We start from the raw sequence: 15,539 nt of genomic DNA, 5'->3' as shown, positions 1-15,539 counted from the left end.
CACATTTTCTTTCTTCAAAGTAGGGCAAATTATGTTAGCCAAAGCAAAATATAGAAAAGATTACAAACAACCAGATTTTACGGTCACAGACATTTATTTAGATTTTCAACTCGATCCTAAACACACAGTGGTAACCGCAACCACAAAATTCCAACGCTTAAATGATGAAGCGACTTCTTTACGTTTAGATGGGCATAGTTTCCAGTTTTCCTCTATTAAATTTAATGGTGAGCCATTTTCTGCCTATCAACAAGATGGCGAGAGTTTAACGCTCGATTTAAAAGGTAAAAGTGCGGCAGAATTTGAACTTGAAATTGTGACCTTCCTTGTACCAGCCGAAAATACGTCATTACAAGGGCTATATCAGTCTGGAGAGGGCATTTGTACGCAATGCGAGGCGGAAGGTTTCCGTCAAATCACTTATATGCTTGATCGTCCTGATGTGCTGGCGCGTTATACAACCAAAATTACCGCAGATAAAACCAAATATCCTTACTTGCTTTCTAATGGCAACCGCATTGCAAGTGGTGAATTAGAAGATGGTCGTCATTGGGTGGAATGGAACGATCCATTCCCGAAACCAAGCTATTTATTCGCTTTAGTGGCGGGGGATTTTGATTTATTACAAGATAAATTCATCACCAAAAGTGGGCGAGAAGTTGCGTTAGAGCTTTATGTGGATCGTGGCAATCTTAACCGTGCAACTTGGGCAATGGAAAGTCTGAAAAAAGCGATGAAATGGGATGAAGATCGCTTTAATTTAGAATATGACTTAGATATTTACATGATCGTTGCAGTGGACTTCTTCAATATGGGCGCAATGGAAAATAAAGGGTTAAATATCTTTAACTCTAAATTTGTGTTGGCCAATCCACAAACGGCAACCGATGAAGATTATCTTGCCATTGAAAGCGTGATTGCACACGAATATTTCCATAACTGGACAGGCAATCGTGTGACTTGCCGAGATTGGTTCCAGTTAAGTTTGAAAGAAGGCTTAACAGTTTTCCGTGATCAAGAGTTTTCTTCAGATACAGGTTCGCGTGCCGTGAATCGCATTAATAATGTGAAATTTTTACGCACTGTGCAATTTGCCGAAGATGCAAGCCCAATGTCACACCCAATTCGCCCTGAAAAAGTCATTGAAATGAATAACTTCTATACAGTGACCGTATATGAAAAAGGGGCAGAAGTGATTCGTATGTTGCACACTTTATTAGGTGAACAAGGTTTCCAAAAAGGCATGCAACTTTATATTGCTGAAAACGATGGAAAAGCGGCAACCTGTGAAGATTTTGTTTCTGCCATGGAACGAGCAAATAACCTCGATTTAAACCAGTTCCGCCGTTGGTATAGCCAATCGGGTACACCAGAATTATTGATTAGCGATGCGTATGACGAAAAAACGCATACTTATCGTTTAACGGTTTCACAATCCACACCGCCAACCGCAGATCAAATGGAAAAAGTGAATTTACATATTCCATTAAAAATCGCGCTTTATGATGCGAATGGCACGAAACAAATGCTACAATATAATGGCGAATTGTTGAGTGATGTATTAAATGTTACTGAAAAAGACCAAGTCTTTGAGTTTCATGGCATTTATGGTCGTCCAATTCCAGCATTATTATGTGATTTTTCTGCGCCAGTAAAACTTGATTATGATTATAAAACGGAACAGTTATTAGGCTTGATGAAATTTGCAGATAATCAATTTATCCGTTGGGATGCGGCACAAATGCTATTTGCGCAAGAATTACGTCGTAATGTTGTGCGTTTTCAACAAAGCGAGGAACTAGAAATTTCCCCTGAAATGTTGACCGCACTTTCTCATGTTCTGAACCATTATGAGAAAGATATTGAACTGGCGACCTTAATTCTCACCCTTCCAAAAGAAATGGAATTTGCTGAAGGTTTCAAAACCATTGATCCTGATGGTATTTCAGCCGCAAGAGCATTTATGCAAGCACAAATTGCCGAGACTTTAAAAGATGATTTCTTGCGTGTTTATACCCATATTCGCCTTGATGAGTATCAAGTTACGCAACAAGACATCGCCTTGCGTGCAATGCGTAATCTTTGTTTAACTTATTTGGCTTATACCAATTTGGGTAACAACCTAGTGCAAAAATACTACAATAATGCGAATAATATGACAGATATATTGGCGGCATTAAGTGTTGCAACTAAAGCGGCATTACCTTGCAGAGATACGTTATTAGCTGATTTTGAACAAAAATGGCAACACGATGGATTAGTGATGGATAAATGGTTTGCATTACAAGCCACTCGTCCAGATGAAAATGTATTGGAAATTATTCAGTTATTAATGGATCACCCAAGTTTTAACTTCAACAATCCAAACCGTTTACGCTCATTAGTAGGTAGCTTTGCAAATCACAACTTAAAAGCCTTCCACAATGTAAGCGGAGCAGGCTATCGTTTCTTAACGGATGTGTTAATCCGTTTAAATGAAAGCAACCCGCAAGTAGCTGCACGCTTAATCGAGCCATTAATTCGTTTTTCTCGCTTTGATACCCAACGCCAAACGCTGATGAAACGTGCTTTAGAACGCCTAAGCGTCGTAGAAAATCTTTCAAAAGATTTATTTGAAAAAATTGAGAAAGCGTTACAGTAAGTTGAGTTGGTGAAGATTAAAAGGAAAATTAGCTTGGATAATAAAATTAAATTGTTTGAAGGAAATGAAATCCGTTCTATTTGGGATAATGAAAAAGAAGAATGGTATTTTTCTGTGGTGGATGTAGTAGGGGTTTTGACTGAGAGTGAAAATCCAAATAACTATTGGAAAGTATTGAAAAAGAGATTGAAAGATGAAGGAAGTGAGTCGGTTACATATTGTAACCAACTGAAAATGAAATCACCTAAAGACGGTAAAATGTACAAAACTGATGTTGCTGATATGCAAGGCATTTTCCGCATTATTCAATCTGTTCCCTCACCTAAAGCGGAACCTTTCAAAATGTGGTTAGCTGAAGTCGGTAAAGACAGAATTGATGAAATCATTGATCCTGAATTAACCATTGATAGAGCCTTAGAAACTTATCTTCAAAAAGGTTATAGCCGAGAATGGATTAATCAAAGGCTGCAAGCCATACAAGTAAGAAAAGAGCTTACAGATACTTGGCAAGCTCATGGCGTAGCTGAAGGGAAAGAATATGCCATTCTTACCAATGAAATTTCCAAAGCATGGAGTGGAATGACGACAAGAGAATATAAAGATTTTAAAGGGCTGAAAAAACAAAATTTAAGAGACAATATGTCCACCACTGAATTAATCTTAAATATGCTTGCGGAAACCGCTACCAAAGATATTGCTAATACATCAAATCCTCAAGGTTTTGAAGAAAATAAAAGAGTCGCTAAAAGGGGAGGCAATGTCGCAAAAATTGCGAAAGAGACGTTAGAACAAGAAACGGGACAGCCTGTTATTACTTCTAAAAATGCCGTTGATTTTGGTCGATTAATTGGCGATGTAATAAAAGAAATTCAGAATAAGGATGAAAATGCATAAAAGTGCGGTAAATTTTGCAATAGTTTTTGGGGCATTTAGTATGCCCCTTTGTTTTATACACGGTTTGATTATTAATTTATTTCATACAAATCCTGAAAATAATAAGTTTGCATAATACACTGAGATGACGCATTCTATACCTGTACAGACGTTTAGCCGTCTAAATGATTAAGAAGATTACTTTAAAACGGGAGTTATTATGACTACATCACATATTTTAGGCTTTCCTCGTGTAGGGGCAAAACGTGAATTAAAATTCGCACAAGAACGTTATTGGCGTAAAGAATTAGCCGAGCAAGATTTATTAGATTTGGCGAAAGCGTTGCGTGAAAAAAACTGGAAACATCAAGCAGCGGCGAATGCGGATTTTGTTGCAGTGGGCGATTTCACGTTCTACGATCATATTTTAGATTTACAAGTGGCAACAGGGGCAATTCCTGCTCGTTTTGGTTTTGATAGCCAAAATTTAACCCTTGATCAATATTTCCAACTTGCACGTGGTAACAAAGATCAATTCGCAATTGAAATGACCAAATGGTTTGATACGAACTACCACTATCTCGTGCCAGAATTTCATAAAAATACACAATTCAAGGCAAATCCAGCACATTATGTAAACCAAATCCGTGAAGCAAAAGCCTTAGGTTTAAACTTCAAACCAGTGATTGTTGGCCCATTAACATTCTTATGGTTGGGTAAAGAAAAAGGCGAAGCATTTAACCGTTTCGATTTATTAAATCAATTAGTGCCTGTTTATGTTGAAATCTTAAACGCATTGGTAGCTGAAGGAGCAGAGTGGATTCAAATTGATGAACCTGCATTAGCATTAGATTTACCTACAGAATGGGTTGAAGCCTATAAATCTGTTTACGCTGAATTAAGCAAAGTGAACGCAAAATTATTGCTAGCCACTTATTTTGGTTCCGTTGCACAACACGCTGAGTTATTAAAAGCCTTACCTGTTGCAGGCTTACATTTAGATTTAGTGCGTGCACCAGAACAACTTGCAGCCTTTGATGATTACAGCAAAGTGTTATCCGCTGGTGTGATTGAAGGCCGTAATATCTGGCGTGCAAACTTAAACAAAGTGTTAGATGTATTAGAGCCATTAAAAGCAAAATTAGGCGAGCGTTTATGGATTGCACCAAGCTGTTCATTATTGCACACCCCATTTGATTTAGAAGTGGAAGTGCAATTAAAAGAAAAAAATACCGCACTTTATAGCTGGTTATCTTTCACACTACAAAAAGTGGAAGAATTAAATGTATTAAAACAAGCCTTAAATAATGGCAGAGCGTCTGTACAAGCAGCATTAGATGCAAGCCAAGCGGCAGCAGATGCACGTGCAACCTCAAAAGAAATTCATCGTCCTGAAGTGGCAGAACGGTTAGCAAACTTGCCAAAAGGTGCGGATCAACGTAAATCGCCATTTGCAGAACGTATTGTTAAGCAAAATGCGTGGTTAAATTTACCGCTTCTTCCAACTACAAACATTGGTTCATTCCCGCAAACGACTGAAATTCGTCACGCCCGTGCAAGTTTCAAAAAAGGCGAGTTATCTCTAGCAGATTACGAAGCGGCAATGAAAAAAGAGATCGAATATGTAGTACGTCGCCAAGAAGAATTAGATTTAGATGTGTTAGTTCACGGCGAAGCAGAGCGTAACGACATGGTGGAATACTTTGGGGAATTATTAGATGGTTTCGCCTTCACTAAATTTGGTTGGGTACAAAGCTACGGTTCACGTTGTGTGAAACCACCAGTAATTTACGGCGATGTAACTCGCCCAGAGCCAATGACAGTACGTTGGTCACAATATGCACAAAGTTTAACTAACCGTGTAATGAAAGGAATGCTCACAGGTCCAGTGACTATTTTACAATGGTCATTCGTGCGTAACGATATTCCACGTTCAACCGTATGTAAACAAATCGGCGTAGCATTATCTGATGAAGTGTTAGATTTAGAAGCAGCGGGTATTAAAGTCATTCAAATTGATGAGCCAGCCATTCGTGAAGGTTTACCACTTAAACGTGCAGATTGGGATGCATACTTACAATGGGCGGGCGAAGCATTCCGTTTAAGCTCAATGGGCGTGCAAGATGATACGCAAATTCACACTCACATGTGTTATTCCGAGTTTAACGACATCTTACCTGCCATTTCGGCATTAGATGCGGACGTAATTACCATTGAAACTTCACGTTCAGATATGGAATTATTAGATGCCTTCGTGAAATTCAACTACCCGAATGACATCGGTCCAGGTGTGTATGATATTCACAGCCCACGTGTACCAACCGCAGGTGAAATTGAACACTTATTACGCAAAGCGTTAAATGTCATTCCAAAAGAACGCTTATGGGTAAATCCAGACTGTGGTTTAAAAACACGTGGTTGGGCAGAAACCATCGACCAATTAAAAGTGATGGTGGATGTAACCAAAAAATTACGTGCGGAATTAGCGTAAGTAATCATACAGAAAGAATAATTATCAAACATAACATAATTAAAGCCGAATCCGATTGGGTTCGGTTTTTTATTTGCACATCATCTTTGTTCCTCGTAGAATACGAGCAATCTTCCCTTTAAAGTGCGGTGAAAATTGACCGCACTTTCTTACAGTCAACTATCCCGAGAGATAAACGAGTATGTATCAATTATTCCGTCACGGCATTTTCCAAATGGATGCTGAAAAGGCTCATAATTTCACGATTCAATGCTTAAAATTAGCCAGTAATCCTTTATTTCAACCGATCTTAAAATCTCTTATTCATCCTCCCAAAGGCTTTCCGAAAACGGTAATGGGGGTGAATTTCCCTAATCCCATTGGATTGGCGGCAGGGGCGGATAAAAATGGCGAGGCGATTGACGGCTTTGGTGCATTGGGTTTTGGTTTTCTCGAAGTAGGAACAGTCACGCCCATTGCACAAGATGGGAATGCAAAGCCACGTCAGTTTCGTTTGATTGAAGCTGAAGGCATTATTAACCGTAATGGCTTTAATAATAATGGTATTGACTATCTTATAGAAAATGTGAAAAACGCCCGTTATCAAGGCGTGATTGGTATCAATATTGGTAAGAATAAATTCACACCTTTGGAACAAGGCAAAGATGATTATATTTTCTGTTTGAACAAAGCCTATAACTACGCAGGTTATATTACGGTAAATATTTCATCACCCAATACACCGGATTTGCGTCAGTTACAATATGGTGATTATTTCGATGATTTATTGCGAAGCATCAAGGATCGTCAGGCTATTTTGGCAAACCAATACAATAAATATGTGCCGATTGCGGTAAAAATTGCACCAGATTTAACGGAAAGTGAATTAGTGCAAATTGCGGATACATTGGTTCGTCATAAAATGGATGGCGTTATTGCAACCAATACTACAATTTCTCGTGATACTGTAATGGGGATGAAAAATGCGGAACAGCAAGGCGGATTAAGTGGAAAGCCGTTGCAGCATAAAAGCACAGAGATTATTAAGCGATTACATCAAGAACTGAAAGGTCAGATTCTGATTATTGGTAGCGGTGGCATTGATGGCTTGCAAAATGCGCAAGAGAAAATTGAGGCTGGCGCAGAGTTGTTACAAGTTTATTCAGGATTGATTTATCACGGTCCAAAATTAGTAAAAGAATTAGTAAAAAATATTAAATAATGACAAAAAAATACGACTTACATTGCCACAGCACGGCATCAGATGGGGTGTTGAGTCCAACGGAATTAGTGCATCGTGCTTATGCGCAAGGCGTGAACGTGCTGGCATTATGCGATCACGATACGATTGCGGGTATTGATGAAGCTGAGATTGCAGCGAAAGAAGTAGGCATTGAATTGATTACTGGAGTAGAAATCTCGACAAATTGGGAAGGGCGAGGGATCCATATTGTAGGATTAAACTTCGATAAAACTCATCCAAAAATGACCGCACTTTTGCAAAGTCAAAAAGCATTACGGGAAAAAAGAGCGGTGGAAATTGGCGATAAATTAGAAAAAGCAGGTATTCCTTATGCTTATGAAGGTGCAAAAGCTTTAGCTGATGGTGAAGTCACACGTGCTCATTACGCACGTTATTTGGTGCAGATTGGTAAGGTATCTAATGATGGTCAGGCCTTTAAACGCTATTTAGGGCAAGGAAAATCGGCATTTGTTAAAGCTGAATGGACAGATATTCCCACGGCGATTGAGACAATCCATGCCGCAGGCGGTATAGCTATTATTGCGCATCCATTGCGTTATAACATGACTGGGAAATGGGTGCGTAAGTTGATAGTCGATTTTAAGGCTTGGGGCGGTGATGGCATGGAAATGGCAGATTGTGGTCAGGCAAAAGATCAGCGTCAAATGCTTGCTCGTTGGGCAAAAGAATTTGATCTGTTGGGATCGGTTGGTTCTGATTTCCATTTTCCTTGTGGTTGGGTTGAGTTAGGAAAAAATTTAGATTTAGTTGATGGCGTCATCCCAGTTTGGGAAAAATTTTAGTCAGATAGAGAATGTTCAAATAATAAATACCTGTTTCCTTGATAATAATTTATTCGGAAACAGGTATTTTTTATGGCGCAAAATATAAAAAACTGAAGTTATCCTTCGGATTTTTTCTGATTATCTAATAAATAATGTGGCGGCAATTCAGGCATTGAATCTTGTTCATCAAAGGATTCAATTTCAGGTTTGAGATAAAATTCAGCCGCTTCATGATTGCTTTTCGTTTTGCCTAATAATTGTGGCTGAAGTTTTGCAAAGGTACTATTTGGTGCAAGCCAGATGCCGATAAATGCCTGATTAAATTTAGCATCAAAATCGTGTTCCAAAACAGTGTCATTTAATACAAAGTAGCCTCTATCTGGTAAGGCAATATAGTTCAAGATATCGTTTGGTGAGAAATCTGGAAAGGTCACTTGCATTTCTTTAAGCCAGCTTTGAGTATCGCCATCATTAAGTTTTAAGGTTTCGATTTCTTTAATAAGCGTAATCGCAAAATTTTTTCCTTCAATGGGTTTTTCATATTTGAAAGAGAGCATTAATGGGCGTTCATTTTCTTGATAAGAGCCCGTTTCGGAAAATAAACCAATGGTATAAACATGGAACGGACCCCAAGTATATTCGGCATTTCCGATGGGTTGCCAATGGGCAAAAGGTGCGGCAGAAAAAAACGTTATCATTGCCACAAAAAGGGATTTCATTTTCATAATAAATTGCCGTGAATAAAATTGTGTTGATTATAACAAACCGCATCAAAAAACAAATGAGAAACGAGTAAAAAGGCGAGTAATTTTACTCGCCTTTAATATCAATGGTGTTAATTTGTGCAGTGAATTATTTTAAGCTACCCACCATATCTTCTGGGCGAACCCATTTATCAAAATCTTCGGCAGAAACTAAACCTAAATTAATTGCTTCTTCACGCAATGTTGTGCCATTTTTGTGCGCCGTTTTTGCAATTTTAGCTGCGTTTTCATAGCCAATATGCGTATTAAGTGCGGTTACCAACATTAGTGAATTTTCAAGTTGTTGTTTAATTCGAGGATAGTTTGGTTCAATACCCACTGCACAGTGTTCATCGAAAGATACGCAAGCATCACCCAATAATTGAGCAGATTGTAAGAAGTTTGCAATCATCACTGGGTTGAACACATTTAATTGGAAGTGACCTTGTGAACCTACAAATGCGATGGTGGTGTCGTTACCAAATACTTGTGCGCAAACCATTGTCATCGCTTCGCATTGAGTTGGGTTTACTTTACCTGGCATGATTGAAGAACCAGGTTCATTTTCAGGAATTAAAATTTCGCCAATTCCCGAACGAGGGCCTGATGCTAATAGACGAATATCGTTCGCAATTTTAAATAAACTCATGGCTAATTGACGTAATGCACCGTGAGTTTCAACAATCGCATCATGAGCCGCTAATGCTTCAAATTTATTATCTGCGGTGACAAACGGAAGTGCGGTGAATTTTGCAATGTAATCTGCCACTTTCACATCATAGCCTTTCGGCGTGTTCAAACCTGTACCAACCGCAGTTCCACCCAATGCTAATTGACTTAAATGCGGAAGAGTATTTTTTAATGCTTTTAAGCCGAAATTTAATTGAGCTGCATAAGCTGAAAATTCTTGGCCTAATGTGAGTGGCGTTGCATCCATTAAGTGAGTGCGGCCAATTTTTACCACGTTTTTGAAGGCTTCAGATTTTGCCGCAAAAGTTTTTTGTAAACGTTCAACACAAGGGATAGTGTGCTCAACTACTTTTTTATATGCCGCAATGTGCATTGCCGTTGGGAAAGTATCGTTTGAGGATTGTGATTTATTCACATCATCATTTGGATGAATGATTGATTTTTCGCCTAATTTTCCACCGTTTAGCACATGCGCACGATTTGCCATCACTTCGTTCACATTCATATTGGATTGTGTACCAGAACCAGTTTGCCAAATAACGAGTGGGAATTGATCGTCTAATTTATTTGCTAAAATTTCGTCACAAGCTTGAGCAATTAAATCACGTTTTTCAAGAGGTAATACACCTAAATCATGATTAGCAAATGCGGCTGCTTTTTTCAAATAGCCAAAAGCTTCGATAATTTCATGTGGCATTGATGCGGCAGGACCAATTTTAAAGTTATTGCGTGAACGCTCAGTTTGTGCAGCCCAGTATTTATCTGCGGGAACTTGAACCTCACCCATTGTGTCTTTTTCAATACGAAATGCCATTCTGTACTCCTATGAATTGAATGAAAATTAAAACTGGATTGATTTTAACACTTCAGAGTTATGAGTGGAACGTAACAAAAACGTTAAAAATCAGTTTTGTGACATAGATCATAAAAGTGCGGTGGATTTCCACGCATTTGTAATAATGTATATTTAATTATTTATTTTTTAGGGTTTTTTCGTTAAAATCCCCCGAATTTGTATGGGGCAAGATTGAGAAAATAATGGGGCAAAAAATGGCAAAAAATGCACAATTTTATATTCTTACGGAAAATTGTACTTTAACTGTCGAAGAAATAGCCTGTAATCTAGCTGCCTCAATATGGCGCTCAGGGAAAAAAGTATTAATTAGCTGTGAAAGTGAGGCTCAAGCGCTAGAGATTGACGAGCGTTTGTGGCAACGAGATCCCAATGAATTTGTTCCGCATAATTTATCGGGGGAGGCAACACAATATCCCACACCGATTGAAATTTCATGGCTTGGGAAACGAAATTTACAACGCCGTGATGTGTTAATTAATTTGCAACAAGAAATTCCAGATTTTAGCCACAGTTTTACCCAACTTATTGATTTTGTACCGAAAGATGATGCCTTAAAAACACAAGCTAGAGAACGTTACAAACAGTTAAGAGCATTGGGATGGGCACTTTCTACAGAAAATATAGCATAACAGAATGGAGTAATTATGAAGAAAATCAAATTTTGCTTAAGTTTATTATTGGGAACAGCTGTATTGATGATTTCAGCTTGTGAGAAACAAGAAAATAAAGTTGAAGCCCCCCCTAAAGTTGAAGAAACTCAACAAGCCACAAAACAAGATGTTAAAAAGGAAACAGTTCTTTTAGAGGAAAATAAAGAGAAAACTTCTGTTGTAGATCAGAAATCTGAAGCTGTTGAACAAGAAAAAATGGTTGAAGCTGAAAAAACAGTAGAGATGACAACTCAACAAAAAACGCAAGAGGCTCAAGTTTCATCTAAAGTATCTCCAGCTAAAATAAAACAGAAGAATGATCCAAATACAGAAAAACGAAAAATATTACAAATACTAGAACAACAATATCAGCAAGTTCGTTGTACTAGCGAGGGAGAGAAACTCGGTTCTGAGAGTTTTTTGCCATCAAGAAGAACATCGCTTATTAAATGAAATTGATCGTTTAAAGAAAGAATTGAGATAGTTTTTGTAAAAACTTTCTAAAACTCAACCGCACTTTAAGGATCAAAATGCAATCCAATGACATCACTTTTTACCAACGCTTCGAAGCCGACATTCTCGCGGGGCGTAAAACGATTACCATTCGAGACAAATCCGAAAGCCATTTTAAAGCAGGCGATATTTTACGAGTGGGGCGGTTTGAAGATAATCAATATTTCTGCACTATTGAAGTGTTAAGCGTTTCACCGATTACCCTTGATAAACTGACGGAACAGCATGCGAAGCAGGAGAATATGGGGTTAGATGAGTTGAAAGACGTGATTCGGGGGATTTACCCGAATGAAGATAATTTTTTTGTTATTAAATTTAAACTTAATGCTATTCGTTAAAAAGTTTTAATTTCTAAGGAAATATATGAAACTATATAAATCTACTTTAATTTTCTCCACTATTATTGCTCTAACGGGTTGCGCTGATTTATTAAATGTAAATAAAGATCCTTTTAATTGGACACCTTATCTGGATACTGACGGTTCTACTCAATATGTTGATTTTTTCCAAAGAGTGATTGCTGAAAAAGATGCAAATAAATTAGAGATAGTTCGTGGGGAAGCAATTCAAAAGATGCAGTTTAGTAATTTAAGTTCTTATAAATCTATAGGTGACTTATATGCTTCAGTTGATGGAGATGGGTATGCGATGGGGACAATTTTTTTAGATGGTAAAAAGTCGTTAAATCCATATTTGAATGATGATATTAATGTTCTATCGAAATCTAAGCAATTTGATTTTTACGAGTTTGGAAAAGGAAGAGTGGGGCATGCTAAGTTCTCAGCCAAGAATCAAATTTGTAAAGATTTTAGAAGTAAGAATGGTGTAGATATTGTTGTTGCAACTAGCTATTATGATAAAAATGATCGTCAAAGTTATTATTCTAGTTTAATTAACGCCAATATTAATAATGAAGAAGTAAGACTTAAAGACTATAAACCTACATTTACATCAACTAATAAGAATACATTAGAAATGATGAAAGAAGATGAAGCTAAATATGGAAATAAAGTTGTCAAAGATAATTTATATGAGAAAGCATCTATTTTAATTAATAAAATTTGTAAATAAGTTTTTAATTAACGACTCTAATTAATCAAACGATGCAACAATTTGCACCCTACCAAAGAGAAAAAATAAATGACACAAAAATTCGAAATGGCAGACCGTTTTAATCCGTCTGCGGTAGAACAAGCCCTTTATCAACATTGGGAAGAGAGCGGTTATTTTAAACCGTCTGAAAATGAAAACGCACCGAGCTATTGCATTGCGATTCCGCCACCGAACGTAACGGGTTCTTTGCACATGGGGCACGCTTTCCAACAAACCTTAATGGATACCTTAATCCGTTTTAACCGTATGGAAGGGCATAACACCTTATGGCAAGCGGGCACAGACCACGCAGGTATTGCGACCCAAATGGTGGTAGAGCGTAAAATTGCGGCAGAAGAAGGCAAAACTCGCCATGATTATGGTCGTGAAGCGTTCATCAACAAAATTTGGGATTGGAAAGCCTATTCTGGTGGCACAATCAGCCAGCAAATGCGCCGTTTAGGGAACTCAATCGACTGGGAACGTGAGCGTTTCACCATGGACGATGGTTTATCTAACGCGGTAAAAGAAGTGTTTGTTCGCTTGCACGAGGAAGGGTTAATTTACCGTGGCAAACGCTTGGTAAACTGGGATCCAAAACTTCACACCGCAATTTCCGATTTAGAAGTGGAAAACAAAGAAAGCAAAGGTTCTCTTTGGCACTTCCGCTATCCGTTAGCAAACGGTGCAAAAACGGCAGATGGTAAAGATTATTTAGTCGTCGCTACTACCCGTCCGGAAACCATGTTGGGTGATACGGCTGTTGCAGTGCATCCTGAAGATGAGCGTTATCAATCTTTAATTGGTAAAACAGTCGTTCTGCCATTGGCAAACCGTGAAATTCCGATTATTGCCGATGAATATGTAGATCGTGAATTCGGTACTGGTGTCGTGAAAATTACCCCTGCGCACGACTTTAACGACTACGAAGTCGGTAAACGTCACTGCTTGCCGATGGTTAATGTGTTAACCTTAAATGCGGATATTCGTGATGAAGCGGAAATTGTCGGCACCGATGGCAAACTACTTGCTGGCTATGAAGCAACTATTCCTGCGGATTACCGTGGCTTAGAGCGTTTCGTTGCGCGTAAGAAAATTGTGGCAGATTTTGAAGCGCTGGGTTTATTAGACGAAATCAAACCGCATGATTTGAAAGTGCCTTATGGCGATCGTGGCGGTGTGCCGATTGAGCCGATGTTAACCGACCAATGGTATGTGAGTGTGAAACCGCTTGCTGATGTGGCGATTAAAGCAGTGGAAGATGGCGAAATCCAATTCGTGCCGAAACAATACGAAAACCTTTACTTCTCTTGGATGCGTGATATTCAAGACTGGTGTATCTCTCGCCAACTTTGGTGGGGACATCGTATTCCTGCGTGGTATGACGCGGAAGGTAACGTTTATGTCGCGCGCAACGAAGCCGAAGTGCGGTCAAAATATAACTTAGATTCTACGGTTGAACTCAAGCAAGATGAAGACGTGTTAGATACTTGGTTCTCATCAGGCTTATGGACGTTCTCCACTTTAGGTTGGCCAGAGCAAACCAAAGAGCTCAAAATGTTCCACCCAACGGATGTGTTGATTACCGGCTTTGACATCATCTTCTTCTGGGTTGCGCGTATGATTATGTTTACGATGCACTTCGTAAAAGATGAAAACGGCAAACCGAAAGTGCCATTCAAAACCGTGTACGTAACAGGCTTAATCCGTGATGAAAACGGACAAAAAATGTCGAAATCGAAAGGTAACGTGCTCGATCCAATCGACATGATCGACGGTATCAGTCTTGAAGATTTGCTTGAAAAACGTACCGGCAACATGATGCAGCCGCAATTGGCAGAGAAAATTGCTAAAGCAACGCGCAAAGAATTTGCTGAAGGCATTGCTGCTCACGGTACAGACGCATTACGTTTCACATTAGCGGCATTGGCTTCAAACGGCCGTGATATCAATTGGGATATGAAACGTTTAGAAGGCTACCGTAACTTCTGTAATAAATTGTGGAATGCAAGCCGTTTCGTCTTAACAAATGAAAAATTGGATTTAAGTGAAGGTGAGATCGAATTCTCATTAGCGGATCGTTGGATTCAATCAGAATTCAACCGCACGGTGGAAACTTTCCGTAATTCATTAAGCCAATATCGTTTCGACCTTTGTGCCAATGCGATTTATGAGTTTACTTGGAACCAATTCTGTGACTGGTATTTAGAATTAACTAAACCAGTATTTGCCAACGGCAACGCAGCACAAATCCGTGCGGCAAGCCAAACCTTGGTTCATGTGTTAGAAAAATTATTACGTTTAGCACATCCGCTGATTCCATTTATTACCGAAGAAATTTGGCAAAAAGTGAAAGGATTTGTGGATATTACTGCTGACAGCATTATGTTACAACCTTTCCCACAAGTGGAAGAGAGCGGTTTTGATCCAGAAGCAGAAGCTGAAATTGAGTGGTTAAAAGAAGTGATTGTTGCGGTACGTAATATTCGAGCAGAAAGCAACATCGCACCAAGCAAAGGCTTAGATCTGTTATTCCGTAATTTAAGTGCAGAAAATGCAAAAATTCTCGAAAAACAGACCGCTCTTTTAAAAGCAATGGCGAAATTAGACAATGTTCAAGTGTTAGCAGCAAACGAAACCGCACCACTTGCGGTAGCGAAACTCGTCGGCAATGCTGAATTACTTGTGCCAATGGCTGGCTTTATCAATAAAGAAGCCGAGCTTGCCCGTTTAACCAAAGAGATTGAAAAATATCAAAATGAAGTTAAACGTATCGAAAACAAACTTAGCAATGAAGCTTTCGTGGCTAAAGCACCTGAAGCGGTGATTGCGAAAGAACGCGAAAAACAAGCGGAATACCAATCTGGATTAGAAAAAATCCAAGAGCAGTATAAGGCTATTGAGGCACTTTAACTATAATTATAAAAAACGTCGGTTTCTCCGACGTTTTTTCTTTTCAGCAATTAAAAAGTATGGTGAATTT

Annotated in this window: 12 protein-coding genes; 10 read left to right on the top strand and 2 right to left on the bottom strand. The window is 38.7% G+C overall.

The window, feature by feature from the left end:
- Positions 1–31 precede the first annotated feature (31 nt).
- From pepN to rnm, 5 genes are all read left to right on the top strand, one after another.
- Positions 32–2,641, top strand: a complete 2,610-nt coding sequence (pepN, locus tag GG9_RS03190) for an aminopeptidase N (protein WP_005631881.1) — start codon at positions 32–34, stop codon at positions 2,639–2,641.
- A gap of 33 nt (positions 2,642–2,674) precedes the next feature.
- Positions 2,675–3,535 carry a BRO family protein gene (locus GG9_RS03195; RefSeq protein ID WP_005631879.1) on the top strand — a complete coding sequence of 287 codons (861 nt, stop codon included), beginning with the start codon at positions 2,675–2,677 and terminating at the stop codon, positions 3,533–3,535.
- 199 nt (positions 3,536–3,734) lie between these two features.
- Positions 3,735–6,005, top strand: coding sequence for a 5-methyltetrahydropteroyltriglutamate--homocysteine S-methyltransferase (gene metE, locus GG9_RS03200; RefSeq protein WP_005631877.1), 2,271 nt, complete (start codon positions 3,735–3,737; stop codon positions 6,003–6,005).
- 181 nt (positions 6,006–6,186) lie between these two features.
- Positions 6,187–7,206, top strand: coding sequence for a quinone-dependent dihydroorotate dehydrogenase (gene pyrD / locus GG9_RS03205; protein ID WP_005631875.1), 1,020 nt, complete (start codon positions 6,187–6,189; stop codon positions 7,204–7,206).
- Positions 7,206–8,030, top strand: a complete 825-nt coding sequence (gene rnm, locus GG9_RS03210) for an RNase RNM (protein ID WP_005631873.1) — start codon at positions 7,206–7,208, stop codon at positions 8,028–8,030. Before pyrD ends, rnm begins: the two co-directional genes overlap by 1 nt.
- Before the next feature lie 98 nt (positions 8,031–8,128).
- On the opposite strand, the gene GG9_RS03215 is transcribed toward rnm, so the two are convergent.
- Together GG9_RS03215 and fumC are read right to left on the bottom strand one after the other, a co-directional pair.
- A complete protein-coding gene (locus tag GG9_RS03215) occupies positions 8,129–8,737 on the bottom strand; it encodes a chalcone isomerase family protein (RefSeq protein ID WP_005631871.1) in 609 nt (202 codons plus the stop codon).
- A gap of 127 nt (positions 8,738–8,864) precedes the next feature.
- Positions 8,865–10,259 carry a class II fumarate hydratase gene (fumC, locus tag GG9_RS03220; protein WP_005631870.1) on the bottom strand — a complete coding sequence of 465 codons (1,395 nt, stop codon included), beginning with the start codon at positions 10,257–10,259 and terminating at the stop codon, positions 8,865–8,867.
- A 236-nt stretch (positions 10,260–10,495) separates the two neighbouring features.
- Here fumC and GG9_RS03225 point away from each other — a divergent pair, with 236 nt between their 5' ends.
- The 5 genes from GG9_RS03225 (at position 10,496) to valS (ending at position 15,469) form a co-directional block, all read left to right on the top strand.
- On the top strand, positions 10,496–10,930 hold the full coding sequence (locus GG9_RS03225; protein WP_032825104.1) for a DNA polymerase III subunit chi: 435 nt from the start codon (positions 10,496–10,498) through the stop codon (positions 10,928–10,930).
- A 15-nt stretch (positions 10,931–10,945) separates the two neighbouring features.
- A complete protein-coding gene (locus tag GG9_RS03230) occupies positions 10,946–11,404 on the top strand; it encodes a hypothetical protein (RefSeq protein ID WP_005631868.1) in 459 nt (152 codons plus the stop codon).
- Positions 11,405–11,481: 77 nt separating this feature from the next.
- Entirely contained in the window at positions 11,482–11,802 is a 321-nt protein-coding gene (gene yqfB / locus GG9_RS03235) for a N(4)-acetylcytidine aminohydrolase (protein ID WP_005631867.1), read from the top strand.
- Positions 11,803–11,827: 25 nt separating this feature from the next.
- Positions 11,828–12,535: a DUF8095 domain-containing protein gene (locus GG9_RS03240; RefSeq protein WP_005631866.1), complete on the top strand. Its 708-nt coding sequence runs from the start codon at positions 11,828–11,830 to the stop codon at positions 12,533–12,535.
- A gap of 69 nt (positions 12,536–12,604) precedes the next feature.
- On the top strand, positions 12,605–15,469 hold the full coding sequence (valS, locus tag GG9_RS03245) for a valine--tRNA ligase (protein WP_005631864.1): 2,865 nt from the start codon (positions 12,605–12,607) through the stop codon (positions 15,467–15,469).
- Positions 15,470–15,539 lie beyond the last annotated feature (70 nt).

The sequence above is a fragment of the Haemophilus haemolyticus M19501 genome (assembly GCF_000222025.1).
In the GTDB taxonomy this organism is placed as follows: Bacteria; Pseudomonadota; Gammaproteobacteria; order Enterobacterales; family Pasteurellaceae; genus Haemophilus; species Haemophilus haemolyticus_G.
This window is presented reverse-complemented; position numbering and strand designations above follow the sequence as displayed.

Bases quoted from the DNA above. Each gene is read 5' to 3' on its own strand.
- pepN (WP_005631881.1), top strand. From the start codon at position 32: ATGTTAGCCAAAGCAAAATATAGAAAAGATTACAAACAACCAGATTTT.
- metE (WP_005631877.1), top strand. From the start codon at position 3,735: ATGACTACATCACATATTTTAGGCTTTCCTCGTGTAGGGGCAAAACGT.
- pyrD (WP_005631875.1), top strand. From the start codon at position 6,187: ATGTATCAATTATTCCGTCACGGCATTTTCCAAATGGATGCTGAAAAG.
- rnm (WP_005631873.1), top strand. From the start codon at position 7,206: ATGACAAAAAAATACGACTTACATTGCCACAGCACGGCATCAGATGGG.
- GG9_RS03215 (WP_005631871.1), bottom strand. From the start codon at position 8,737: ATGAAAATGAAATCCCTTTTTGTGGCAATGATAACGTTTTTTTCTGCC.
- fumC (WP_005631870.1), bottom strand. From the start codon at position 10,259: ATGGCATTTCGTATTGAAAAAGACACAATGGGTGAGGTTCAAGTTCCC.
- GG9_RS03225 (WP_032825104.1), top strand. From the start codon at position 10,496: ATGGCAAAAAATGCACAATTTTATATTCTTACGGAAAATTGTACTTTA.
- GG9_RS03230 (WP_005631868.1), top strand. From the start codon at position 10,946: ATGAAGAAAATCAAATTTTGCTTAAGTTTATTATTGGGAACAGCTGTA.
- yqfB (WP_005631867.1), top strand. From the start codon at position 11,482: ATGCAATCCAATGACATCACTTTTTACCAACGCTTCGAAGCCGACATT.
- GG9_RS03240 (WP_005631866.1), top strand. From the start codon at position 11,828: ATGAAACTATATAAATCTACTTTAATTTTCTCCACTATTATTGCTCTA.
- valS (WP_005631864.1), top strand. From the start codon at position 12,605: ATGACACAAAAATTCGAAATGGCAGACCGTTTTAATCCGTCTGCGGTA.